The following is a 24032-nucleotide window of genomic DNA, read 5'->3' as shown; positions in this document are numbered from 1 at the left end:
TCAGAGGCCACCTTTCCTTATAAGTTGATGCCAACTTATAAGCGTATCCGGTATTAGCCCTCGTTTCCAAGGGTTGTCCCGGTTTGTTGGGTAGGTTACCCACGCGTTACTCACCCGTCCGCCACTATCTAATACTTAACACTCAACATTCAGCTCTCCGACTGTGTTGGCACTTTTAATTGCGTGGAGCGCTCATGCTTCGCGCTCTCGCTGTCCCAACTTCACTGAACACTCAGTGTTAAGCATTAGACCGTTCGACTTGCATGTGTTAGGCACGCCGCCAGCGTTCGTCCTGAGCCAGGATCAAACTCTCCAAAAAAGTTATCTCAACTTCTTTAAAGAAGATGATATCTGCTCATGAATTCATGATTTGTTTGAAACTCTTGCGAGTTTCTCTCATTGGCTGTCCTTGTTGTTTAGTTTTCAAAGACCATCGATGCTTTTATGCTTTTTTAAAGCAGTTAGCAACTTCGAGATGTTTTGTGCCACTTTTGTGGCGCTCAGTTATAGTACCATTATTAGTGATGTACTGTCAACTATTATTTCACGTAATTTAAAATATATACGATCCAATTTATGCCATCTCTTTCCGGTTAATATTGTAACGTTTTTGATACTAGCTTCAATTGTCGGTTCTACTGTGCTTAACGGGAAATAATAATAACCCATCTGGCTCGAATAAGATCATAAAAAAGGCAACCACTAACACGCATGGTTTTACTCCAAAAAGCATACAACTTGGCCCCTAATAATTGACCTGTAAAATATGAACCTATAAGCAGAGGGAATGTTGAAAGGGCCCATCCTAATCCAAAATGAATTCGAAGAAAAACAATTACCGGAACGGGAAGATGAACGGACAAAAACCATGGCAGCGAAAACTTTCTGACGTCCTTTCGCCAATAACCAAATGGTACATTTAATAAAATCACGGATATCAAAACAAATAGCCAAATCATAAATCTGCTCCTTTGTAAATTGGCAGTTTTTAATAATCTTTTTTATAAATTATGTTTACGAGATAACTTCTTACAATATACATAAATTATGACTCAAAAAGGATTAACAGGAGGAGTGTGCTGACGAATGTATCACCGTCCTATAATATTATTAATACGCAAGCCTGTCCTTTTTAGTATGATTATAGTTACAATCTTAGTCATAATCGGTACAGGCACTTTTAGGTTTAAGACAGCACTTTCGCAAAGCCTTAAAAACAAAGTCATTGTAATTGATCCCGGCCACGGAGGCGCTGATCCAGGCGCCCAAAATTCAGGAGTGAAAGAGAAAGACGTCAATCTAGATGTATCACTTCGACTGCGCAAAGCATTAGAAGCTGAAGGTTGTACAGTCATTCTAACTCGTGATGTTGATAAAGACTTTTATAATCCCGGTCAATATGTAGGGCGAGCAGCTAAACGGATCGATTTAAATCGTAGAATTAGTCTGGCTTCCTTGAATAATGCGGACTTGTTCGTCAGTATCCATGCTAATAGTTTTCCAAGACGAAACACTTATGGAATGGAAACCTATTATCATCAAAAATCGCCAGCCGGAAAAATCTTAGCTGAGAACATTCAGGAACATCTCACTAAATTGCAGCTTGACAACAAACGAAAAGCAAAAGCAGGCGATTATTACCTGCTTAATCAAACAATGATGCCTGCTGTTATCGTGGAGGTGGGATTCATTTCTAATCCAAGGGAACGAAAGCTTTTATTAAGCAGCGACTACCGTGACTCAATTGCCAAAGCGATTGGCGACGGCATAGAAAGCTATTTTGAAACACCTAAAGAAATCCGTGAAATTCGCGAAGGGATTCAAAGTGTCACAAGTCAGGAAGGCCCCGCTCCAATAGGCAAGGATACATACAAGGTCTATTTTGCAAACGCCAGTCTGGACGGTTTAAGCCCTGAAGATAGGATCTTTAATCCTTCAATTTGGAACAAGCTAACCCTGACTCATAAAGCAGGTCTCATCTTGAAAGACCTGATTAAAGGTCCGACTTCACCCGATCATCTTTCGGCGCTTTCACCAAAAACTAAGGTACTTTCAATCTCTTCAAATAATAATATCGTCACCTTAAATTTCAGCAAAGAAATACGCGAGAACTTTTCGGGCAGTGCTTTAGAGGAGGACATTGCCGTTAAATCTATAGTTTGGTCTATGACCCAATTGCCTGGAGTTAAAGGAGTGACTATTTTAATCGAGGGGAATGATGGTGATTCGATCGGTGGCCACGTCATCTTTGATCATATTTTGAATCCCCGCTCGTAATTTTCTTAGATTCACTTTGATCGTAAAAGCCCGTTAAATCTATCATTGTAACAATAGTTTCAATTCAACGAGTTTACTCAAAAGATCAAACGTAATCTGTTATATAATATGGTAAATATGTGGAATGTTTTCTAAACAGATATTGCCTTTTCAAACATCTGTAGTATAATAATAGTAGCAAATCCGTTCTGTACAAGAGGAGGCTGAAGCATGCCATTGATTCTATTAAATGATAGTACTCCATCAGCGAATAAACCTATTTTGTACCCTCCTACCTGTTCACAATGTCCTGATCGCGGCAACTGCAGCCAATGCATTGCTTTTTGATTTTGTCGTTACAACGTTAAGCTTAACTCCACTTTTTATACCCCTTCTTTGTTTAGCCAGCTTTGCTGGCTTTTTTTAGTTAATTTAAAACAACGGAAAAGCCCGGGATCTTAAGTTCTTAAGTCTTTTCCCGAGCTTCCAAATACTTCTCTCCAAAGGTAAGTCATGAACTGGCCTAACAATTTTGCCATTTTTAACCACGTTAGCAAGAAGTCCCCTCCCTCAAATCGTCGCAACGATTAGGGAGGGGATGAATTGCAGTATAATAAACTTATAGGGAGGTGAAAAAGCCATTGCTTAAAGCCTATAAATATCGACTCTACCCGAACCAAGAACAACAAATCTACTTGGCAAAAACCTTTAGTTGTGTTCGATTTATCTATAATGCCAATGCTTCATGATAAAATAGAACATTACAAAACTACGTTTCCTTGGCTCAAAGAGGTCGATAGTTTGGCGTTAGCCAACGCTCAGCTTAACCTTGAGAAGACTTATAAGAACTTCTTTCGCGATAAAAACGTTGGATTCCCTAATTTCAAGAAAAAAACTAACTATCGTAGCCATATCACCAATAATCAAGGCGGTACAGTGTTTATCCAGAATGGATACCTTAAAGTACCGAAACTCAAAACTATGGTTAAAGTACAGCAACACCAAGAATTCAAATTAGGTTAAATGGATCAGTTCACTGTCAGTTCTTGTGGCTGAGTATAAAACTCAATCTCATAACGCTCACTTAACCATTTTGCCTTCCAATCATCTAATAATAAAACGGCATAATTTTCGTCTTTATCTAATACAACTGTACTCATACTTGACTCAGATAATAGTTTAACTGTTTTTTCATTTTTATCAATCCAGCGTACAATTTCGTATGGGAGGTGTTGGATATTCACCTTAACACCATACTCCTCCCGCAGACGGTATTCCAGGACTTCGAATTGTAATTGTCCTACCACTCCAATAATAGGAGCCTCAACCCCTACATGGAGATCCCTAAAGACGTGAATTGCCCCTTCTTCTTGCAATTCCTGAATTCCTTTAATGAATTGTTTGCGTTTCAAAGCATTAGCAATATTAATACGTGCAAAATTTTCAGGGCTGAAGAAGGGCATTGCCTCAAACTGAAGTCCATCTTTTTCGGTCAAGACGTCACCGATCCTCAAAAGGCCACTATCATGAACTCCAATAATATCCCCGGCATAGGCCTCATCAAGAATTGTCCGTTCTTGAGCAAATAATTGCTGCGGCTGAGCAAGTCTAAGGCGGCGATGAGATCGTGTATGGATAACATTCATCCCTCGTTCATAGCGTCCCGAACAGATCCGAATAAAAGCAATCCGGTCTCGATGCTGTGCATTCATATTTGCTTGAATTTTAAAGATATATCCAGAAAAAGTTTCGGTCTCCGGTGCCAATATTCCCTCATTGGTGCTCCGAGGTTGAGGTGCCGGTGCTAGTTTTAAAAAACTATGGAGAAAATTTGGAACTCCAAAGTTATTAAGTGCACTTCCGAAAAATACAGGAGTAACCTCTCCGCGGTTAACGCGTTCTTGAGAAAACGTATTCCCTGCTAAGTCTAAAAGATCAATTTCATCGTGCAATTGTTTAAGCAGGTCTTCACCAATACCTTCTCGCACAAGTGGATCGTTGATATCCCCAGAAACAGGTGGTTGGGAACTTTTCTTGCCGCTTCCTGTTATAAAACGTTCAACCATACCAGTTTGCCGATCATAAATCCCTTTAAAATCCTGGCCCATCCCAATAGGCCAATTCATGGCATAGGATTCAATGCCTAAAACTTTTTCCACTTCATCCATTAAATCAAGAGGGTCTTTGGCTTCGCGATCAAACTTATTGACAAAGGTAAAAATCGGAATGCCTCTCTGCCGGCAGACATGAAACAGTTTTTTAGTTTGGGCCTCAATTCCTTTAGCCGCATCGATCAACATAACTGCACTATCTGCAGCTGTTAACGTACGGTATGTGTCTTCGCTGAAATCTTGGTGCCCAGGGGTATCTAAAATATTAATAACATAACCCTGATATTTGAATTGGAGGGCACTTGAAGTAATGGAAATTCCCCTTTGCCGCTCGAGTTCCATCCAATCCGAAGTAGCATAACGTTCCGCTTTGCGGGCCTTAACCGAACCGGCCTCATGAATTGCACCTCCGAAGAGGAGCAATTTTTCAGTTAATGTAGTCTTACCGGCATCAGGGTGAGATATAATGGCAAAGGTCTTTCGAGAACCAATTTCCTCTCTTAAATTCGCTTGATTCAATGTCTTTAACTCCTTAATCTGTTCTACCTTTTTTGAATTGCAATTATCAATAATTATATCTGGGCTTTTTATCCCTCTTAAGGGTACTGTAACCAATTTTATGAAAATCATCTCAAATTGATATTATATCATGATTTATCAATAATCCTCAAATAAAACTTTCTTCGGACAAAATTATAGTTCTATTCACTGTACCTATTATTACTTCTGCACCATAGGGTTCCAACCAATTATGTTACCCAAAAAACGAAGAACAATCTAAAATTATCATTGCCGTTTTAAAATTTTATTTTCAATTTAAAAATGCAATAAAAAATGTCCTCAATCCACTTTGACCGTGTGGATGAGGACACTACTGATTTACTACTAAATTTCGAGAAAACATTCTAGTTTCTATGAACTAATCGTAAATTGCATATGCTCCGTTAACCATTGTTGACCAGCATAATTTAAAGGTAACGTTCTGACGTCTTCCCAAACTAAATCTACAGCGCTAAGTAACCTTAAATCAAATTCTTTAAAGAACTGTCCACAAAGATCACAAGTTACTAATTCAACTCCTGGATATTCTTTTGACAGCAAATAGTTTTGTGAACTTGCTTCTTCCCTTCCGCATAAAATGCATCCGACTCTCATCGTTGGCCACTCCTGGCCGCAGAAAATGCAGTGCAATAAGCGCTTTCCATGAGGAGGTACTAACACAGAAAGTACTGCTTTCTCTCCACAGATAGGGCAACAAGCGTCAATACCTTGCTTTTCTTCATTTTCTTTCATAAAATTCTGATCTTCCGCCTGAGAAATGACCGTCAGTCGGGCTAGCTGAGCTAAACCACTCAGAGCTAACTGAAGGGTACTTTGCAGCCAAGGTTCTTGAATCCCTTGTCCTTCTTTGAAATTTTGCCATACGTCCTTCAAGACCGACTCTGGTACATCCTCTTCCATAACCCGATTTAACCTCGCCCAAAGTTCTAATATCGCTGCTCCCGGCAAATTTACCAAAGGATAGTACGGAGGAGACTTCTCAGGATTTAGCTTTTTCGCCCAAAATGCTCCTCGTTCTTCTTGCCATACTTTGATTTCTCCCTTAAGGAAACGATAAGTTTGATAAGCTTCCTCAAGGTTGTTTTCCTCTGCTGTGTCTAGTGTCTCTTTTGGCTTATTCATTGTCGGTTCTCTCCAATGCTAACAGTTTAAGCTAGTTGTTATAATTTTTGCTGTTGGTTTTGAACCCGTTCATACCACAAAGCATGATGAGCTCGTGCAAACTTGGCAGACACATACCCGCTAAACATCCCCGGCAAAGCGGCCCGTGAATCAGGATGCAATACTCCCAAATAAATGTGCCCGAGTGATGCTGCCACCATCATAAACATTGATAAATCATGAACAGGGTATGCCCAGCGGACTAACCCGGCAGGAAACCAAGGAGCCATCCATATCATTGCTCCGCTTAAGGTAATAAAAAAGGAGCCAAAGATCGTGATCAAGGAGTTAATTTTTTCTCCCCCATTATACTTATCCTGCGGAGGATAATCACCATGTCCACCAAAGAACTCTTTAGGAAATGCACGAACATGCTGCCAGTCTGATTTCGTAAATTTAAAGACGGATTTTAGCCATTCCCAATGGTGACTGGGATTTCCCACAACAAACATTAAACCTACAATCACAACAAATACGATTGCAGCCCCCCGATGTATCAAACGTGCAATTTGTATGCCTCCGAATACATTCATGATGGGTTGAAATGATGGGTTCAAAATTCCAAGACCCGTGAAAAGTAAAAGAAAAAAGGCAATGGCATGAACCCAGTGGCTAATTCGCTCACCCTTAGTAAATCGCAGTATTTTATGTGATTGGCTTTCCTTCTGCTTTGTTTGAGTATTAGCGCCCATTAGTCTCCCCCCTATTTTATACTCACTTCAACACGAAGATTATTTTGAACTCAGTCGTCTCTAGAGCGATATGAACCTTTTACAATATTGGCAAAAACGCCGATTACAACCGCAGCCGCCGCTCCTCCCACTGCGATTCCACCTACGGGACGAATAACATCTTTCCAAAGCGTCAGGGAAAGCGGAATCGTCGGATTAACAGGAAGGCCATATATTTCTGGGCGATCCATGAGAAGATAAAGGTAAGTTGTACCGCCCATTTCCTTTTCACCATAGAGTTGAGCCTTCGGATGAGTTTTTTGGACTTCGCTGAGACGGTTTTTTGCCTGCCCAAGGACATCTGAATAATCCCCAAACATCAACGCACCTGTTTGGCACGTTTGCACACAAGAGGGTTTTAAATTGTTTTCGACTCGGTCAATACATCCATTACATTTAAATGATTTCTGCAGAGTTTGATCAACCTTCGGAACACCAAAGGGACAGTTTTCAGAACAATATCCGCAACCAATACACTTTGTATGATCTATAACGACAAACCCCGATTCTGTCTGCGTAATTGCTTTGGAGGAACAAGCCTTAAGACAAGCCGGATCTCCACAATGAAAACATTGTGCTTTGCGCATCAAGAAACTCATGGTGTGCTCTTCGTATTTCTCTGTAAAGGTTACATAAGTCCATGTCTTCGGACTAAAGTCCTTTTGAGATTGATAGCTTGTGACTAGCTGAGTTTTCTCGGCAGGAAGCTCATTCCATTCCTTGCAGGCAACGGTACAGGCTTTACATCCCGTACATTTCGAAGTATCAACGAAAACCATTTTTCTGGTCATTGCTAAGCCCTCCTTACATTAACTAAGCAAACCTTGTACTCTGGAGTTCCCGCTCCGGGATCCAGGGCAGCAATTGTCAACTCATTAGTGCTTGGTCCAGGACTTAAACTTGCAAATCCCCAACTCCAAGGCATGCCAATGGTTTCCGTTTCTTTACCGTTCACCTTATAAGTCTGCAAACGATCTGTAACAAGAGCTCGTACTGTGACCTTGCCCCTTGCTGATGAAACTTCCACCATATCTCCTTCTTTGACGCCTATTTTTTGGGCCAAATTTTTACTAAACTCGGCAAACGGTTCCGGCATAAGTTCATTGAGCCAGGGGATATTACGGGTGATTCCCCCGGCACAGAAATGCTCCACAACCCCATACGTTGTTAAAACGTGCGGAAAATCATTGGCCTTACCCATTTTTTGAATTTCAGGAGATGATGAAAGAATTAAAGCTACAGGACTTTTTGATACCTTTGGATGTAATAGGTTATCGGTCGGGCTTTCCGTCGGTTCATAAAATTCCGGCAAAGGTCCATCGACGCATAACCCCGCAGGGCGCACTCCTATAGCCGGCAAACCATCTGCAGGGAGAGTTGCAGGTAAACCGCTCATATAATTAGCTGCAAATAACCGCCCTACACCTTCCGGATTCATTCGAAAACTTTGCTTCCCTTCAGGTGTATCAGGACCTTTCGTCTTGTCGACAACATCCGGACCATCATTTCCAGCCCAAACATTATTGGCTGCATCCCACCAAATTAACTTGCGTTTATCATCAACCGGCTGTCCTTTTTCATCACAGGAAGCGCGGTTATATAATATTCGAATATTTCCCGGCCAAGCAAAACTCCAATCTTTAAAGAGCCCTAACCCGGTTGAATCAGAATTTTTACGTCGTTCCGCCAGATTTCCGTTACCAGTTACCCCTGCATAAATCCAACAGCCCGTGGAGACAGTGCCCACTGGCGCTTTCAGATAATCCGCCAAGGATTGCGTCAGCTTTCCATTAGTCTCATCATAGCCATTTAGCTCTTGAAGTACTTTTAAGGCACTTGCTTCTTCACCATAATCCCAGCGAGCGTTCAATATAGGAGCATCTTTGGCGTCTGCACTTCCGTCATAGAGTTTACGAATCCTTTTAAAAAGCGAATCAAGGATTTCGAGATCCGGCCTAGCCTCTCCTAACGGTTTGAGGGCGGCATTTTTCCATTGGATCCAACGAGAAGAATTTGTTAAAGTACCATCTTTTTCATAAACAAAAGCGGCCGGGAACATAATTACTTCTGTTTTGATATTTGCAGATTTAACCCCAGGCTCTCGCCAAAACTGAGCCGTCTCGACTTCAAAAAGGTCAGAAACAACCAACATATCCAGCTTTGTTAATGCCGAACGAACTAGTTGACGATTAGGGATAGAAACTAAGGAATTGGAGCCAAAGTTGAAGGCCAATTTAAATTGCCCTTTAGCCATCATTTCAAAAAGTTTAACCATTGAAGCATTTACGGAAGGATTAATTTTCGGCAGATAGCCGAAGGCAAAATCATTATCTTTCGTGGCATGCTCACCAAACCAAGCTTTTAGAAGCGCTACCAAGGGTTTTCCCTGGACTGACCCATTACGAACTTGATAATCTCGAATACTCTGATCCGTATTAGTAGGATGAGGTAAATAACCTGGCAAGTTATTAAATAAGTTTGCCATATCTGTTGAGCCTTGGACATTAGGTTCACCACGCAGAGCATTAATGCCCCCGCCTGCTTTGCCGATATTGCCTAACAGTAATTGAATCACAGCGTAGGCCCGAATTCCTTGAACACCTGTAGTGTGCTGAGTCATCCCTAAGGCATAAAGAATTGTCCCCGGCTTTCCTTTACAAAACACATCTGCAATTTCTTTTATCTTTACAGCTGGAATCCCGGTGATTTTTTCGGCAACTTCAAAGGTGTAACGAGAATAATGAATTTTCAGCTTAGAAAAGACGCTGTCAGGGTCCTCAAGGGAATCTGCTTTAAGAGGCTTATTATCTGAACCAAGTTGATACCCCCAACTTGTCACAGCATATTTCCGATTCTTCGCGTCATAACCTGAGAAAACACCGTCCTCAAATTTGTAATCTTTTGCTACTTTAAGTAAGGCATTGGTATAATTCAAAACATAATTCCGATCGAATAATTGATTTTCAATAATATAATTAATAATTGCACCTAAATAGGCGATATCTGTTCCAGGTCTGATTTGAGCAAAGAGGTCTGCCTTGGATGCAGTCCGAGTAAAGCGCGGATCAACGACAATCATTTTCGCTCCCTTTTCCTTCGCTCGGTTAATCCACTTCATAGCAATCGGATGATTTTCCGCACAGTTACTGCCGGCAATTAAAAAAACCTCAGCGTTTTGCAAATCAGACCAGGAATTTGTCATCGCACCCCTGCCAAATGAAGGTGACAAACTTGCCACCGTGGGAGCGTGTCATATTCTGGCCTGATGCTCATTATAAGGAGCACCAATAATTCGGCAAAACTTGGAAATGAGATATGACTCTTCGTTATCCACTTCGGCCGAACCTAAGAAGGCAATTCCTTCAGCACGGTTAACAGGCAACAGATCGCGCTGTCCCGTTTTAGCGTTAATAATCTCATCATTGGCTTTCCAAGTAGCCTCCCTGATTTCTTTGGTCTTTTGAGCCACCCGGTTTAAGGCATCTTCCCAAGAAATTTCTTCCCAATGATCAGACCCTGGGGCCCGACGTCTCGGTTTCGTGACCCGATTTGGCGAATAGGCAACACTCAGTAAGCTCGCAGCTTTAGGACAAAGAGCTCCTTCATTAGTGGGATGATCCGGATCTCCTTCAAGATGAATTAACTTTCCCTCTTTAACATATAAGAGCATCCCACATCCACCCGAGCAAAAATGGCATATGCTCGGAATTTTTTTACTTCCCTCAAGTTTCAGGACAAATCCCTTAGCTTCGGCTATCGTCGGATCAAAACCTAAACCCGAAGCCAAGGCAGCAATAGAGAGCCCTGAAAGCTTAAGGAAACCACGGCGAGAAACATCCATACCTTCTTTCCTCCTCTGATTAATCTTTTTATTAAACATACCTACAGCTCTCCACCAAATTTCAGCAATAGGAAATGCCTAATACTTTTAGTTTAAAGATTATGTCATATTTTTCAATATAGAATATTCTAAATATTCTACCCCTTAGCTTAACTCTCTTTTTCTCCGATGTCTTCATTATGAACATTATGTAAATAAAAAAAGATTTTGTAACCTAAAAAAGGCGTTGTCAACGCATCTGCTAATTCGTTAACAAGGCCTTTTTGACATTTTTACTGCGAGCCCCAAAATGCTCACAAATAATTAATCATTGGCTCAGTTGAAATAGTTTTACTGGTCTTCCAACTGTCCCATACTTCAACTCTGTATCTAAAATTTTTCGTAATTCGAGATAATCTAAATAGCGTCGCACAGTAACCCTAGTTAGTCGTACACCTTCTGCAACCGTTTCAGCTGAAACCGGTTCTGCAGTTTCCGATAAAAAAGCTAGAATTTGTTTTAAGGTAATAACATTCAAACCTTTGGGTAATCCCTCTTGCTCCATATTGTAATTCTTTAATTCCACGTTTTTTTTATAAATCTTTTGTTCTCCTTTATGATTACCATCTTCAGAGTCAGGCTCCCTAAACTCATCATCGAAACCACTATCATCAGCAAGTCTTATCTCTTCATTCTCGCGAAACCGTTCTTCTTTGCCTTCCCGGGCAACAGTCACTTTGCTCATTTCATCAGCTATATTACTTAACCGTTCTACCATTTGATTAAAAGCAACTGCTAAATCTCCAATTTCCTTGGGTCCCGTCACATTAACTTTTTCTGTAGCATGACCGGTAGCAACATCTCTTGTTCCCAATGTAATTTCTTTTAAGGGCCGGATAATTACCCTCTGAATGAAGAACCAAGTTAAGATGATTACGAAGAAAGCTAAACCCAACCCTAGCAGACTCAGACGTATTAAGGAATTCACAATAAATGATTGTGTGTAGTTTTTAGATATTCCGACATAAAACATGCCAATGATTTCTCCGTTGCTATCGCGAATCGGTTCATAGGCCGTCTGAAATAACTGTCCAACTACATTTGCTTCTCCAAGATACATTTGACCATTTTTTAAAACTTTTTGGGCAACAGCATCGGAGACTTTCGTTCCAATAGCTCTTTCTCCATTGCTATCACGAACTGTTGTAGCTGTACGAGTATCGGCTAGAAATAAAGTAACCGTATCACCTGTCAACTTAGATAAATGATCCACAAGCTCTGTTCGATAAGATAGTTGAATATCTCCTTTGTAGAGAATCCCAGATTTTATTTCCCAAGGTCCCGGAACCTTGTCATTAATAATTTCCATACATGTTTTCAGATCCGTCTCTGCTTTGACAATAGCTGCGTCAACGGCCCGTTCCCTCATATACCAACCAAAAATAAAAATGAAACTCGCTGCTAACAGAACTAAGGAACCTAACATAAGTAATAAAATTTGATGTTTTAGAGAACGCATGTCAGTCAATCCCTCCTTAGGGAGATATCAATTCCTATATTCTTCGAGATATTTCCACGTATACCCTTCTTTTCCAAGTAAGTATTTTTTTCTTCCCTTATTTTATCGGTGCAGGAATTAAAGACCTTCACGTGGAAATGTTAGATAACAAACGGCATAATAAGGAGGGTGCTGACCGTGTCTTTATTTCAAGTACTCTATGAAGTTCTTAATCAAAATGGCTGGGATTTTGACTTTGACACTAAGAACGAAATTATTAAACTTGAGATTCGAGGGGTTAACGCTAATTTTCATGCCTTCCTCCTCGTTGATGAAGAGCAGGAATCTTTACTTTGCAACACACATATTAATCAAAAAATCCCTTATGCCAAACGTCTCGAAGTATGTGATTTTATGAGCCGTGTCAATTATGAACTCGCGAACGGTAATTTTGAAATGGATATGGATAACGGTGAAATCCGTTTTAGAACCTTCTTGGATCTTGCTGATGCCGAACCCTCTAGGGATCAAATACTGAATATAGTCTGGAATGGAGTTCTCGGTTTTGATACGTATTATCCAGGCTTGATGAAACTCGTTTATGGAAATTATAGTGCCGAAGAAGCCACAGCCTATTGCAACGATGAAAATCATCGCACAGAAGACTGACATTATCTCCATGAGGAACAATATTTTAAAAAAGAGAGTGGCAATTTTGCCACTCTCTATACGTTATGCCGCCAAAGGCACAATATAAACAAGCATCATAATAAAATGAACTAAGCTACCTACTGCAATAAAAAGATGGAAAATTTCATGGAACCCAAATCGTTTAGGAAAAAAGTCAAAAATTTTTGTCGCATAAATCACTGCACCTATGGTATAGACCACGCCGCCCACAGCCATTAGGATGATTGCCCCTTCCGGAAGATGACGAATAAGCTGTAAAAAAGGTACCAAGGCAATCCACCCAAGAGATACGTAAAATGCTGTTGAAACATAACGCGGGGCGTGAATAAGCCATAATTTCAAGATCATTCCAATTAACGCCAAAGTCCATACTGATATAAGCATGACCCACCGCCAGGCGCCGTCTAGTCCGAAATAAAAAACCGGTGTGTAGGAACCTGCAATAAGGAAGTAGATAGCAATATGATCAATCTTTTTTAAGAGAAGCTCCTTTTGTGGTGTTGTTCTGACCCAATGATACACCGAACTTGCTCCATAAAGGGCTATCACACTCAAGCCATATATTGTCATCGTGATCAACTTTGAGATATTGTCTTTACAGTTAATGATCAAGCAAACTAAACCAATAATTGCGGCTACAAATGGAACAAAATGTGTCCAAGTATTAACCGGTTCTTTCATCTTGAAACTCATTATGAAAGCCTCCTGAACATTTCTTTCTCTTGGTATTTCGTACTAACCTAATTTTAAACCTTACGAAAAACAAAATCAATTATTATAAAAACGCGTTATTCTCATATGTCCATTATCATGATCCTGCCGATAAAAAGGGAAGCAATATATATTGTAGCAATAATTACCTGAGTATTTAAAGCCAACTAAGACATAATAAGAATGTTCCAGTACACAAACACATTTTAAAAGGAGGGTTCCTATCATGGCAGGAGAAAGAAACACGAACACACCAGCAGCTCAAGGTGCTTCACAACAATTGGATCAGTTCAAGTATGAAGTTGCAAATGAAATGGGACTCCAACTCGGTGGTGACCGTACCAGCCGCGAAAATGGTTCTGTTGGCGGTCAAATGACCAAACGTATGATTCAATTCGCTGAAGAGCATCTCAAAGGCGGAGCAAAAATCTAACGTTAATCAAGTTGAATAGCTTCTAACATAAGAAGGATATCGTTAGATATCCTTCTTATTAATTGGCTTAGAATTCAACACTCACCTCATTATAGTACCCATCGCACGAAGTATTTAAAGAGGACCATTAAAAAGGAGCTTTATGCTCCTATTTAATGGTCCCATCCGTTTCTTCTAAATGTTTTTTCTTCGAAGCCAATTTTGACTTAACATCTTTAATTTGATGTGCAGAAAGTTCTTCAGCATTTTCCTCCAGAAATTCTTCATTTTTATGGATATTTTTCAAGGTCAATTCTAGCTTTTTCAAATCCTCAAATTTATTTTTATTGCCATCATTTCTTGGCATGCTCTTCACCTCGAAACTATTTTATCCAAAACAAAAGGATTCATGCCAGAAAAGCAGCTAATGAGATAGTAATTACAAGAGTCTAGCCCTTTTAATGCCCTTTTCGCCAAATTTTTTGTTAACGTCATCAATAACCTTAGCTAAGGTCTCCAATTTCTCGTCTGACTCAGAAAATAATGAGAGTTGATTTTCACATTTTGAAGATAAGTTATTGATCGTAACTCCAAGCAAGCGTATTGAACCTTTTAGAGAAACATTTCTTAAGAGAACACGAGCTTCTTGGAAGATTTTTTCATCAAGATCCGTGGCTTGATCTAACGTTTGGGAACGCGATACCGTTTTAAAATCGTCATAGCGAAGTTTTAGGGTTACGGTTTTACCTTTTAAACCCTCTTTTCGCAGTCGTCGCCCAACATCAACAGCAAGCTCTAATAAAGTGGTCTCCAAAGCGTCCCTATCAGTCACATCGACTGAAAAGGTAGTTTCTCGACCGATAGATTTGATAGCCCTCTCAGGTTCAACGGTCCGTTCATCAATACCTCGGGCTAACTGATACAGCTGATTCCCCAATACTCCGAATTTCTGAATTAAATATCCCAGCTCTAAATAACGCAAATCTTTAATCGTTTTAATATTCAATTTATGTAATTGTTCAGAAGTTCTTTGCCCCACTCCCCAAAGTCGTTCTATCGACAGAGGATCCAGAAATTCCTGGATTTTATCTGGTTGAACAAAGACAAAACCATCAGGCTTTTGTAAATCGGAAGCTAATTTCGCCAGAAATTTATTCCAAGCAATGCCTACAGAAGCGGTTAAACCGAGTTCCTCTTTAATGCGTTGTTTAATTTGCCAAGCAATAGAATCTACCGATCCAAATAAGCTTGTAGATCCTGTTACGTCTAAAAAGGCCTCATCCAAGGATAGAGGCTCTACTAATGGCGTATAGGTCAAAAAAATTTCCCGGATCTGTAAAGAGACTTTTTTATAGTTTGACATATTTACTGGTAAAAATATGGCCTGAGGACAACGACGATAGGCTTCTGCCATGGGCATAGCAGAATGTATGCCGAATTTTCGTGCTTCATAAGATGCTGTTGAAACAACGCTCCGACTATTGGGCTTACCGCCGACAACTACCGGTTTTCCTAATAAGGTGGGATCATCCCGCTGCTCTACTGAGGCATAAAAGGCATCCATATCGACATGGATTAGTTTACGTAAGCCTGTCCAATCTTTACAGGTATCACTATGATTTAAAGGCTTATCGCCAATTGCGCTTGTCACTATCATCACTTCCCTAATTTTACATCTCAGCAGGAAGTTTGTTTGTCTTCCATTGTCTAAAACAAACAATGCCGGATAATAGCATAATCAAAGAATCTCTCACGATATAATATATGGTAATCGTTTCAGGTCCGCTGAAGCCAAAACATCCACACCCATAGGGCAAAACATTGCTATAGTTAAGAAGGGTTTGGATTAAGAAAAATAAGGAAAGCAGCAATAAGAAAGCGCTCGAAAACTTTCCTTGCCAATTGACTCCTAGAGATAAACCGGACAAAATTTCCAGCCAAGGAAAGACGATAGCAATTAGTAAAGCCGCCACACCAGGCAAAAAGGGGTAATAAGCTAGAATAGTAGCTTTAAAAAGATATAAATTCAAAAGCTTTGATCCCCCGGCATATATATAAATTCCTGCAAGCAACAATCTTAAAAAAATCATATTGTTCCTCCTGTTTCTTGAAAAAACTTGTCATAATCCTCAAGATTTTCAAAGCCCCCAGTAATACCTTTAACTAACTTATGATTATTATAGACGTAAATTGTGGGTGTCCCTTGTATTTGATATTGTTTTCGCAAGGCATCATATTTTTGAACATCGACTTTTACTATATTTTTAACCGTAAGTTTTTTAACGGCTTCTTTAAGGTAAGGTTCCGTTTTAATACACTGTTCACAAGTCGGAGAGTAAAAATAAACGTAAAAATTATCACCCTTATCAATTTTCTGTTGTAATTGATCCGGACTAATCTCTGTCATCTGGTCTTTTTGAAACATTTGTGACTGCCATGAATAAATCCCAACAGATAACAAGATTCCTACCATGAATATTATTAAAAATACCTTCTTCATTACGCTAAACATTCCTTTCGCTTCGCGCTTAAGGCACAAATGTTATTAATTTTTTTATCGAATGAAGGCAGAGTTCATCCTTCAGCGCGATAGAATTTGTTATGGGCTAGGCGCTTTCGGCGGAAGTGCCCATAGGACACTTTCGTCACCGAACCCCCGATGTTTAGCTTTAGCTGAAGGAGTTCACTCTATAAACCCTTTGTTTTTCATATTAGCTGCGTTACAAAACAAGCCCATCCCAGTCTTCATTTTCCTAAAATCAAGTTTTTCATAAAACCCTTCTTTCCCCGGTGCTGCATATAAGATAATGTTACAGTTGGGGAGCGAATTTTTTATGGTGTTCACAATTATCCTTCCTATCCCTCGGCCCTGATATTCAGGCAATATTGCCAAGTCATACAGGGCGGCCTGATATATCCCATCGGAGATTGCCCGGCCAAAGCCAATGAGTTTTTCACCATCAAACACAAATACTACATTGTGACTATTCTCAAAGGCCTTCTTATGAATTTCCGGCGCATAACTTGCCATTCCAGCTAATTTTAAAGTCTGAGCTACATTATCCCATTTAATATTAGAACAGTTGTACTGAACTTTTAAACTCATGTATTTCTCACCTCTGTTTCCCCGATTTGCTGAAATATCAATTAAGGGAATTCCTTATCCTGATATTCAATGAAGATTGTTAAATCCCTCTTTGTGGGTAAGCACAAATTTTTACTGTCCCTATAAAAGGCTTGTCATTTTTATAAAGAATCGCACTCCAAGATAAATAAGCAGAATTGGCATCAATATGAAAAACGTAGTTTTTGACCATTGTTTAACACCACCGTTAATTTTGAGTCTAACAGTAACAGCACATTTATTCGCTATTGATGGAACTCACATTCTAATTATAACCATGCGCGATTGAAACATCAAAGGAAAAGTGCTTTGAGCCGAGGTTGACATGGAAAGAATAAACGTTTAGTATTTTTTATAACAATTAAGGAAAAGAGGCATATATAGTGGAACAGCCAATACCAACCAGGGAACAAGCCTATGATATTTTAACGAAATATAATAAGAGTGACAGCCTGATTACCCATGCTCTCTCTGTGGAAGCTGTAATGCTTCATTTTGCCGATATTCTTGGCGAACCTGAAAAAGAAAAGTGGGGCATTATCGGATTATTGCATGATGTTGATTATGAAATGTATCCTGAGCAGCACTGTCTAAAAGCCAAAGAGCTGCTAACAGAACACAACTTGCCCGAAGACTATATCCATGCGGTACAAAGTCATGGTTGGGGGCTATGCTGTGACATCGAACCAATTCACACAATGGAAAAGGTATTATTCACTATTGATGAATTAACTGGCCTAATCGCTGCCACAGCCCTCTTGCGGCCAAGCAAAAGCATTCTTGATCTTGAAGTTAAATCGGTTAAAAAGAAATGGAAGCAAAAAAGCTTTGCCGCCGGAGTAAACCGCGAAGTCATTGAACAAGGCGCAAAAATGTTAGGTATGGAACTAGACTATATTATCGGAGAGACTATCAAAGGGATGCAAAGCGCAGCAGAAGCTATTGGCTTAAAAGGACAACTTTAGGATTATTATATATATATATCACGTATATATCACGCACGGTTCATAATTTCAGAAACCTTTTGATGCAAACTGCATAAGCCCCCCTCATAAAACAAAACCATGCATAAATAGTGGTTAAACTCACTTGAATGCATGGTTTTATTTATGTATAAATATTCGTTATACAATAGCCTCATTTATTTCAGTTATTTTTTCGCAACCATATGCAAGCGGAGCCGGCGTCCTCTCCCGCCGCTCAAACAATAAAAGATACTCACTACTAAAATGGCAGTGAGTATCTCCCAAGACAAGACTATAAACCTAATATTACTCAACTACGGTATACCCGGCATCTTGAACAGCTTTAACAAGACTAGCACGATCTGCATTTCCCGTAACAACAGCTTCTTTAGCATCGAGATCGACTTTAACACTTTCAACCCCACTGACTGCTTGCAGAGCTTTTTCGGTTCTCATTTTGCAATGATTGCAAGTCATACCTTCAACTTTCAGGATTGTCTGGCTCAATTTATTCACCTCCGTTCCCACAGAATTTCTTTTATACCTTCTCACAAAAGTAAGTTAATATGCCTTGTGAGAAAAATTAGCCTTTGTAGTTTTAGGTCATTAAGCTTTTATCATACCGCCGCAGCAACAGGGAATTAGTCACAACAGAAACTGATGAAAAAGCCATGGCCAAACCGGCCCACTCGGGGGGCAGGAGCTGTCCCGTTAAGGGATAAAGAATTCCTGCAGCGACGGGTATTCCGATAGTATTATAAATCAAGGCCCAAAACAGATTTTGTTTAATCTTGCCAAGGGTTCTCCTGCCTAGACGAATTGCCCGTTCCACATCCAGAAGATCATTGCGTACTAACACCACATCACCGGTTTCCTTAGCGACATCAGTTCCCGAACCGATAGCAATTCCTACGTCAGCTTGGGCTAAGGCCGGAGCATCATTAATACCGTCTCCAACCATCGCTACCTTGTAGCCTTGGTCTTGATAGCGTCTAATAACACTAATTTTATCCTGAGGCAAGATTTCAGAAATAACTTCATCAATTCCAACCTGCCGGCCAACGACTTGAGCGACCCGATCATTGTCACCTGTAATCATGAATGTCTTCAAGCCTAAATGATGGAGTCGATCGATGGCTTCTTTTGTGCTCTCTTTAACCACATCTGCCAGGGCGATAATACCAATTACCCGACCATCTAAAGCAATAAAACTTGTTGTCCGTCCTAATTCCGCCAAGTTTTGAAAATCGCTTTGAGCTTCCTGAACATCAATCTTATAGTTATTCATTAGTTTCAGGTTGCCGATTAATAACTGCTGTCCGCTGTGCAAGCAAGTCACGCCATACCCAGGTTCCTCTCGATAATCAGAGACCTCTTGAATATCCAGCTGCTCCTGCTTCGCTGCTGCAACCACGGCTTGTGCCAAAGGATGGATTGAGGGATGTTCGCCGGCAGCGGCAACCTTTAAAACCTCTTGTTTTGTATAATTGGCAAAAGGGATGACATCCGTTACTTCAGGAGTTCCTTTGGTCAAGGTTCCTGTTTTGTCAAAGCCAATGGCTTGCAAATGAGCAATTCCTTCGAGAACAGCCGCAGATTTAAACAATATACCTCGGTTTAGCCCAACCCCGCTGCCTACCATGATGGCTGTCGGTGTTGCCAGACCTAAAGCACATGGACACGCAATGACCAAAACTGCAATTGCTGCTGTAAACGCGAAAACAAACGACCTATGGAGACCTAAATACCAAATCATAAAAGTAAGGACAGAAATGGAGACCACAGTAGGGACAAAATAATTAGAGATCGTATCTGCTAAACGTTGAATGGGTGGTTTAACCCCTTGAGCATCTTCTACCATTTTAATAATCCCGGAAAGAACAGTATCTTGCCCCGTTTTTGTTGTTTTTACTTTGATACTCCCCGAACGGTTGATCGTCGCTCCGATAACAGCATCGCCTGCTCCCTTATCAACAGGAATCGACTCACCGGTCAGCATAGACTCATCGATACTTGCTTGTCCTTCCACAATTTCGCCGTCAACAGGAATTCGTTCTCCCGCTTTCACAAAGACGAGATCGCCGATTTTTAAATCAGACGCGACCACTTCTTTTTCTTCTCCATTGATTATTAAACGGGCTCGATCTGCCTGCAGCTCCAACAGCCGCTTCAAAGCTTGTCCGGCGCGGCCTTTTGCTTTTGCTTCCAGATACTTGCCAAAACGCACGAAGGTAATTAACAAGGCAGAGGTATCAAAAAAATTAGGGCCCTTAAAAAATAACGAAGGGACAAACATATGCAGAGTTGTCATCAGACTATAACCGTAGGAAGCTGTAATCCCCAGGGCTACTAGAACATCCATATTCGCCGAGCGGTTTTTCAAAGCATGATAGGCCCCCCGGTAAAAGGCCCACCCGGCAGTAAATTGAACGATCGTTGCCAGTGCAAGAATTAAATACATCAAAGGTCTGCTCATCGGAAGATACATTAGAGGCATGATTGGCAGCGAAAGAACCGCACTAAAAATAAGCCAATTCCTTTGTTGCATTGCTATCCGATCCTCATCGTTTTCATCCTTCGATTCAATAGGCGTATATCCGGCTTCACGAACCTGTTCGAAGATTTTTCCTATAGAAACAACATTGGGATCGAACTCAACCATGACCGTTTCATTGGCAAAGTTCACGGCCGCCTTTTGAACTCCCTCAGTCCCGTTAAGTTTTTTCTCAATGGCCAGCGCACAGTTCGCACAGGACATACCGCCAACTTTAAATTGATGTTTCCCCGCATTAACGCTTTGAGCAGCATACCCAAGGTCCTTAATCTTAGCTAAAAGAGTTTCCTCTTGGATCTTATTAGGATCAAGGGTCACTGTTAATTTTTCCGAGGCGAAATTAACAGCAGCATAGTTAACCCCCGGCATGTTTTTGAGCCCTTTTTCAATAGTTAAAGCACAATTGGCACAGGTCATGCCACTAATCTTAAACTGCTGTTTTTTCTCCTCAGGACTCATGGAAATTGACTGTAACGGAATTATTGTTGATTCTTTGTTATCTCTTGAATTATCACTTGATTGTTGGTCGTTGCTTAATTCAAGTTTTGACTCAGGTTCAAGCTCCGACTGTTCATTATCAGGCTTATCTAAGGAATATCCGTCATCTTCGATTTGCTGCCGCAATGCATCCATGTCCAATTGAGATGGGTCACAGGTAAAACTGGCCTGCGAATCCTCTAAGGAGACCTTTACCTGCTCAACACTCGGTATGGACTCTAATAGTTTGGTGACATGATTGACACAGTGTTGGCAGGACATACCATAAACACCGATTGTTTTCTCCTCTCGCATAATGTTTTCTGTCATAGTAATCCCTCCTTTCGCCTAACACTCCTCTCAGCGTCTCATGCGAAAAATTGTTTTCAAGACTTCATCAACAACTTCAATTTCTCCATTTTGAAGCTGTTCTTTAACACAAGATTTCATATGCTTTTCTAAAAGCAAGCGAGCTACTCCGTCTAAGGCGGATTGGGCTGAAGAAATTTGGTTAAGAACATCATCACAATATACATGCCGTTCGATCATACCTTTAATTCCCCGAAGCTGCCCTTCAATCCGATTCATCCGGGTGACAAGCTCTTTAATTGTTTTATCATCGTGATGGCTCAAACGTTCTCCGGAAGTATCTTCATCCTTTTGACATTCCGTACATGTATGTTCAAACTCTTCATTAATTTTCATAGAATCACCTCTTGCCAATATAGTATACCCCCCTATTCTATCTGTCAAGAAAGAAAAAAGATTCATGGTCTTTTTCATGAATCTTTTCTTTAGAAGCAATATTATCATAACCTTATTCTAGTGAAATATCCTTTTAGTGAATAAAAGTATTCTACTGGTCCCCTTCTTCCGGGACAATACAAATCATTGAAAACAATTCCTTACTGCGATTGGAGAATTGGTGAAGAGCATTTTCCGGAACATAAGCGTAAGAACCTGCCTCCACTTCATGATCTACCCCATCGAGATGAAGAATTCCCTTTCCCCGGACAACATAGTTGATATGAGGCCAAGGGTGACTATGTTTAGGTGTATATCCTTCTGCTTCCAGATCAAAAAGCCGCATAACATACCCTTCCCATCCTTCACGCGGGGATACAAGAACTTTTTTATAGACATTTTTTACGGTATCACCTTCAAGTTTAATTCTGAAAGCATCTTTTTCCTGGGCAACAATCATGTAATCTCCTCCTCAAATAGTCTGATCTTCTACTAGATTCTACCTTTGAGCTTGAATTCCTCTATTGATTAGTGTTCTTCTATTATTTAGCGTAACAAGCCTGAACTGATGACACGAGTTTTCCCGAAGTGACTAATTCCTTAGCCCTTTGTACATCCGGATACATAATCCGATCCTCTTGAAGCTTGTTAATGTGGGAGCGAACAAGCTTATAAGCTCCGATGGTTCCCTTACCTAACTGCCGCTCCCCCGCTCTCTCTCTCAAATCAATACCTTGACAAGCAGCTAATAGTTCCATGGCCAAAACATTGGCTGTATTTTCGATAATACTTCGAGCTTTACGAGCTGCAATTGTCCCCATACTGACATGATCTTCCTGATTTGCCGAAGAGGGTATGGAATCAACACTTGCAGGATGGGCCAGTATTTTATTTTCCGAAACTAAAGAAGCTGCAGCATACTGTACAATCATGAATCCTGAATTCAGCCCGCCATCCGGCGTTAAGAACGCCGGCAAACCACTTAAATTGGGATTCACTAAACGTTCTAAGCGTCTCTCTGCAATATTTGCCATTTCTGCAACGGCTATTCCCAAAAAATCCATGGCTAAGGCAATTGGCTGACCATGGAAATTTCCGCCCGAAAAAACTTCCCCCTGCTCGGGAAAAATTAAAGGATTATCTGTGGCAGAATTGATTTCAGTTTCTACAACCTTTTTGACATACTCCAATGCATCTTTTGAAGGACCATGAACTTGAGCGATGCAACGTAAGGCATAAGCATCTTGAACACGCGGCCGCGGTTCTCCGGCTACATAGCTGCTCCCGAAGGTAAGCTGACGAATTTTCTCTGCTACCTCCATTTGACCATGGTGAGGGCGAACAGCATGTATTTTAGGATCAAAAGCATCAAGAATTCCTTCGAGGGCCTCCATAGACAAAGCTGCAGTTATATTAGCTGATTTGCAAAGCAATTCTGCATCCCAAACGGCTAAGGCGGCTATGGCTGTCATGATTTGAGTACCATTAATTAGGGCAAGACCTTCTTTCCCTTCTAAAGCAACCGGCTTAATTCCGGCTAAGGCTAAGGCCTCACTCCCTTTCATTTGCTGTCCCTGATAAAACGCTTCCCCCTCACCAAGCAAAACTAAAACCATATGGGACAACGGAGCGAGGTCACCGCTGGCCCCCAAGGAACCTTTTTCCGGAATAACCGGAATAATTCCGGCATTTAAAACCTCAAGCAATGTCTCTAACGTTTCCGGTCGAATCCCGGAATACCCTTTGGCAAGAGCATTTGCACGCAAAAGTAAGATTGCCCTGACGACTTCTGACGGAAGAGGTTCTCCCACTCCCGTGGAATGACTCATAATAAGGTTTCTTTGCAGCTTTTTAGCGTCATCCGTGGAAATCACCACATTGCTGAACATCCCAAAACCTGTTGTAATTCCATAAACTGATTTATTATCTTTAATCAATTGTTCCACAAATTCTCTGGATTTGAGAACCTTATTTTTAGCGTTCAATGTTAAATGCGCTTTTGCCCCATGCCTCGCAACTGCGATCACTTGCTCTAAGGTCAGGGATTCCCCATCCAAGGCAACTTCCAATGGTTTTTTAACAATCTCGCTCATCCTAATTCCTCCTAAAATTCAGCGCAACGAAAAAGAGGATTAAACTGCAAACCCTTGTTTACAGTTTAGCCCTCTGTCATCTAACATCTTTGAGCATACCCTATTCTCTTGCAATTTTCATAAT

The 24032-nt window shown here is 40.7% G+C and carries 22 protein-coding genes, 1 rRNA gene and 1 pseudogene; 5 read left to right on the top strand and 19 right to left on the bottom strand.

The window, feature by feature from the left end:
- Both ACPUYX_RS06475 and ACPUYX_RS06470 read right to left on the bottom strand, forming a co-directional pair.
- A 16S ribosomal RNA gene (locus ACPUYX_RS06475) occupies nucleotides 1–319 on the bottom strand; the annotation flags it as partial.
- A 325-nt stretch (nucleotides 320–644) separates the two neighbouring features.
- Entirely contained in the window at nucleotides 645–959 is a 315-nt protein-coding gene (locus tag ACPUYX_RS06470) for a hypothetical protein (protein WP_426378881.1), read from the bottom strand.
- Between the two features lie 127 nt (nucleotides 960–1086).
- Between ACPUYX_RS06470 and ACPUYX_RS06465 the strand changes: the two genes are divergently transcribed.
- Nucleotides 1087–2277: an N-acetylmuramoyl-L-alanine amidase gene (locus ACPUYX_RS06465; protein ID WP_426378880.1), complete on the top strand. Its 1191-nt coding sequence runs from the start codon at nucleotides 1087–1089 to the stop codon at nucleotides 2275–2277.
- A 620-nt stretch (nucleotides 2278–2897) separates the two neighbouring features.
- Nucleotides 2898–3267 (top strand): annotated as a pseudogene (locus ACPUYX_RS06460) (helix-turn-helix domain-containing protein); the annotation flags it as partial.
- A 17-nt stretch (nucleotides 3268–3284) separates the two neighbouring features.
- Here the strand turns inward: ACPUYX_RS06460 and ACPUYX_RS06455 are convergent.
- The 6 genes from ACPUYX_RS06455 to ACPUYX_RS06430 all read right to left on the bottom strand — a co-directional run bounded on the left by ACPUYX_RS06455 (nucleotide 3285) and on the right by ACPUYX_RS06430 (nucleotide 12159).
- Nucleotides 3285–4886, bottom strand: coding sequence for a peptide chain release factor 3 (locus ACPUYX_RS06455; protein WP_426378879.1), 1602 nt, complete (start codon nucleotides 4884–4886; stop codon nucleotides 3285–3287).
- Nucleotides 4887–5279: 393 nt separating this feature from the next.
- Nucleotides 5280–6050 (bottom strand): formate dehydrogenase accessory protein FdhE, encoded by a 771-nt coding sequence (gene fdhE, locus ACPUYX_RS06450; protein WP_426378878.1) that lies wholly within the window; start codon nucleotides 6048–6050, stop codon nucleotides 5280–5282.
- Between the two features lie 38 nt (nucleotides 6051–6088).
- Nucleotides 6089–6781 carry a formate dehydrogenase subunit gamma gene (locus tag ACPUYX_RS06445; protein WP_426378877.1) on the bottom strand — a complete coding sequence of 231 codons (693 nt, stop codon included), beginning with the start codon at nucleotides 6779–6781 and terminating at the stop codon, nucleotides 6089–6091.
- 50 nt (nucleotides 6782–6831) lie between these two features.
- Nucleotides 6832–7611: a 4Fe-4S dicluster domain-containing protein gene (locus ACPUYX_RS06440; RefSeq protein ID WP_426378876.1), complete on the bottom strand. Its 780-nt coding sequence runs from the start codon at nucleotides 7609–7611 to the stop codon at nucleotides 6832–6834.
- A gap of 2 nt (nucleotides 7612–7613) precedes the next feature.
- Nucleotides 7614–10661 carry a formate dehydrogenase-N subunit alpha gene (gene fdnG, locus ACPUYX_RS06435; protein ID WP_426378875.1) on the bottom strand — a complete coding sequence of 1016 codons (3048 nt, stop codon included), beginning with the start codon at nucleotides 10659–10661 and terminating at the stop codon, nucleotides 7614–7616.
- Between the two features lie 307 nt (nucleotides 10662–10968).
- Nucleotides 10969–12159, bottom strand: coding sequence for a cache domain-containing protein (locus ACPUYX_RS06430; protein ID WP_426378874.1), 1191 nt, complete (start codon nucleotides 12157–12159; stop codon nucleotides 10969–10971).
- A gap of 177 nt (nucleotides 12160–12336) precedes the next feature.
- Between ACPUYX_RS06430 and ACPUYX_RS06425 the strand changes: the two genes are divergently transcribed.
- Complete coding sequence (locus tag ACPUYX_RS06425) at nucleotides 12337–12807, top strand: YbjN domain-containing protein (protein ID WP_426378873.1); 471 nt, start codon at nucleotides 12337–12339, stop codon at nucleotides 12805–12807.
- A gap of 63 nt (nucleotides 12808–12870) precedes the next feature.
- Here the strand turns inward: ACPUYX_RS06425 and trhA are convergent, their stop codons facing one another.
- A complete protein-coding gene (gene trhA, locus ACPUYX_RS06420; RefSeq protein ID WP_426378872.1) occupies nucleotides 12871–13521 on the bottom strand; it encodes a PAQR family membrane homeostasis protein TrhA in 651 nt (216 codons plus the stop codon).
- 244 nt (nucleotides 13522–13765) lie between these two features.
- Between trhA and ACPUYX_RS06415 the strand changes: the two genes are divergently transcribed.
- Complete coding sequence (locus ACPUYX_RS06415; RefSeq protein ID WP_047811342.1) at nucleotides 13766–13972, top strand: alpha/beta-type small acid-soluble spore protein; 207 nt, start codon at nucleotides 13766–13768, stop codon at nucleotides 13970–13972.
- A gap of 148 nt (nucleotides 13973–14120) precedes the next feature.
- On the opposite strand, the gene ACPUYX_RS06410 is transcribed toward ACPUYX_RS06415, so the two are convergent.
- The 5 genes from ACPUYX_RS06410 to ACPUYX_RS06390 all read right to left on the bottom strand — a co-directional run bounded on the left by ACPUYX_RS06410 (nucleotide 14121) and on the right by ACPUYX_RS06390 (nucleotide 17057).
- Complete coding sequence (locus tag ACPUYX_RS06410) at nucleotides 14121–14318, bottom strand: hypothetical protein (protein WP_088226887.1); 198 nt, start codon at nucleotides 14316–14318, stop codon at nucleotides 14121–14123.
- Between the two features lie 72 nt (nucleotides 14319–14390).
- Nucleotides 14391–15602, bottom strand: coding sequence for a DNA polymerase IV (gene dinB / locus ACPUYX_RS06405; RefSeq protein ID WP_426378871.1), 1212 nt, complete (start codon nucleotides 15600–15602; stop codon nucleotides 14391–14393).
- A 19-nt stretch (nucleotides 15603–15621) separates the two neighbouring features.
- Nucleotides 15622–16041, bottom strand: coding sequence for a MauE/DoxX family redox-associated membrane protein (locus tag ACPUYX_RS06400; RefSeq protein WP_426378870.1), 420 nt, complete (start codon nucleotides 16039–16041; stop codon nucleotides 15622–15624).
- Nucleotides 16038–16451 carry a thioredoxin family protein gene (locus ACPUYX_RS06395; protein ID WP_426378869.1) on the bottom strand — a complete coding sequence of 138 codons (414 nt, stop codon included), beginning with the start codon at nucleotides 16449–16451 and terminating at the stop codon, nucleotides 16038–16040. Before ACPUYX_RS06395 ends, ACPUYX_RS06400 begins: the two co-directional genes overlap by 4 nt.
- A gap of 183 nt (nucleotides 16452–16634) precedes the next feature.
- On the bottom strand, nucleotides 16635–17057 hold the full coding sequence (locus tag ACPUYX_RS06390; protein ID WP_426378868.1) for a GNAT family N-acetyltransferase: 423 nt from the start codon (nucleotides 17055–17057) through the stop codon (nucleotides 16635–16637).
- Nucleotides 17058–17458: 401 nt separating this feature from the next.
- Here ACPUYX_RS06390 and ACPUYX_RS06385 point away from each other — a divergent pair, with 401 nt between their 5' ends.
- Nucleotides 17459–18040, top strand: coding sequence for an HDIG domain-containing metalloprotein (locus ACPUYX_RS06385; RefSeq protein ID WP_426378867.1), 582 nt, complete (start codon nucleotides 17459–17461; stop codon nucleotides 18038–18040).
- 306 nt (nucleotides 18041–18346) lie between these two features.
- On the opposite strand, the gene ACPUYX_RS06380 is transcribed toward ACPUYX_RS06385, so the two are convergent.
- The 5 genes from ACPUYX_RS06380 to hutH all read right to left on the bottom strand — a co-directional run bounded on the left by ACPUYX_RS06380 (nucleotide 18347) and on the right by hutH (nucleotide 23908).
- Nucleotides 18347–18547 (bottom strand): CopZ family metallochaperone, encoded by a 201-nt coding sequence (locus ACPUYX_RS06380; protein WP_426378866.1) that lies wholly within the window; start codon nucleotides 18545–18547, stop codon nucleotides 18347–18349.
- Nucleotides 18548–18638: 91 nt separating this feature from the next.
- Nucleotides 18639–21401 carry a heavy metal translocating P-type ATPase gene (locus tag ACPUYX_RS06375; protein WP_426378865.1) on the bottom strand — a complete coding sequence of 921 codons (2763 nt, stop codon included), beginning with the start codon at nucleotides 21399–21401 and terminating at the stop codon, nucleotides 18639–18641.
- 30 nt (nucleotides 21402–21431) lie between these two features.
- Entirely contained in the window at nucleotides 21432–21776 is a 345-nt protein-coding gene (locus ACPUYX_RS06370) for a metal-sensitive transcriptional regulator (RefSeq protein ID WP_426378864.1), read from the bottom strand.
- Nucleotides 21777–21927: 151 nt separating this feature from the next.
- A complete protein-coding gene (locus ACPUYX_RS06365; RefSeq protein ID WP_426378863.1) occupies nucleotides 21928–22275 on the bottom strand; it encodes a cupin domain-containing protein in 348 nt (115 codons plus the stop codon).
- Between the two features lie 82 nt (nucleotides 22276–22357).
- Nucleotides 22358–23908 (bottom strand): histidine ammonia-lyase, encoded by a 1551-nt coding sequence (gene hutH / locus ACPUYX_RS06360; RefSeq protein WP_426378862.1) that lies wholly within the window; start codon nucleotides 23906–23908, stop codon nucleotides 22358–22360.
- Between the last annotated feature and the right edge of the window lie 124 nt (nucleotides 23909–24032).

The organism is Desulfosporosinus sp. SYSU MS00001 (genome assembly GCF_049943955.1).
Lineage (GTDB): Bacteria > Bacillota > Desulfitobacteriia > Desulfitobacteriales > Desulfitobacteriaceae > Desulfosporosinus.
The sequence above is the reverse complement of the archived record's forward strand: the minus strand, read 5'-3'. Positions and strand labels throughout refer to the sequence as shown.

Coding starts and splice junctions, on each gene's coding strand:
- ACPUYX_RS06470 (WP_426378881.1), bottom strand. CDS start 959: ATGATTTGGCTATTTGTTTTGATATCCGTGATTTTATTAAATGTACCA.
- ACPUYX_RS06465 (WP_426378880.1), top strand. CDS start 1,087: ATGTATCACCGTCCTATAATATTATTAATACGCAAGCCTGTCCTTTTT.
- fdhE (WP_426378878.1), bottom strand. CDS start 6,050: ATGAATAAGCCAAAAGAGACACTAGACACAGCAGAGGAAAACAACCTT.
- ACPUYX_RS06445 (WP_426378877.1), bottom strand. CDS start 6,781: ATGGGCGCTAATACTCAAACAAAGCAGAAGGAAAGCCAATCACATAAA.
- ACPUYX_RS06440 (WP_426378876.1), bottom strand. CDS start 7,611: ATGACCAGAAAAATGGTTTTCGTTGATACTTCGAAATGTACGGGATGT.
- ACPUYX_RS06430 (WP_426378874.1), bottom strand. CDS start 12,159: ATGCGTTCTCTAAAACATCAAATTTTATTACTTATGTTAGGTTCCTTA.
- trhA (WP_426378872.1), bottom strand. CDS start 13,521: ATGAGTTTCAAGATGAAAGAACCGGTTAATACTTGGACACATTTTGTT.
- ACPUYX_RS06415 (WP_047811342.1), top strand. CDS start 13,766: ATGGCAGGAGAAAGAAACACGAACACACCAGCAGCTCAAGGTGCTTCA.
- ACPUYX_RS06410 (WP_088226887.1), bottom strand. CDS start 14,318: ATGCCAAGAAATGATGGCAATAAAAATAAATTTGAGGATTTGAAAAAG.
- ACPUYX_RS06400 (WP_426378870.1), bottom strand. CDS start 16,041: ATGATTTTTTTAAGATTGTTGCTTGCAGGAATTTATATATATGCCGGG.
- ACPUYX_RS06395 (WP_426378869.1), bottom strand. CDS start 16,451: ATGAAGAAGGTATTTTTAATAATATTCATGGTAGGAATCTTGTTATCT.
- ACPUYX_RS06390 (WP_426378868.1), bottom strand. CDS start 17,057: ATGAGTTTAAAAGTTCAGTACAACTGTTCTAATATTAAATGGGATAAT.
- ACPUYX_RS06375 (WP_426378865.1), bottom strand. CDS start 21,401: ATGACAGAAAACATTATGCGAGAGGAGAAAACAATCGGTGTTTATGGT.
- ACPUYX_RS06370 (WP_426378864.1), bottom strand. CDS start 21,776: ATGAAAATTAATGAAGAGTTTGAACATACATGTACGGAATGTCAAAAG.
- ACPUYX_RS06365 (WP_426378863.1), bottom strand. CDS start 22,275: ATGATTGTTGCCCAGGAAAAAGATGCTTTCAGAATTAAACTTGAAGGT.
- hutH (WP_426378862.1), bottom strand. CDS start 23,908: ATGAGCGAGATTGTTAAAAAACCATTGGAAGTTGCCTTGGATGGGGAA.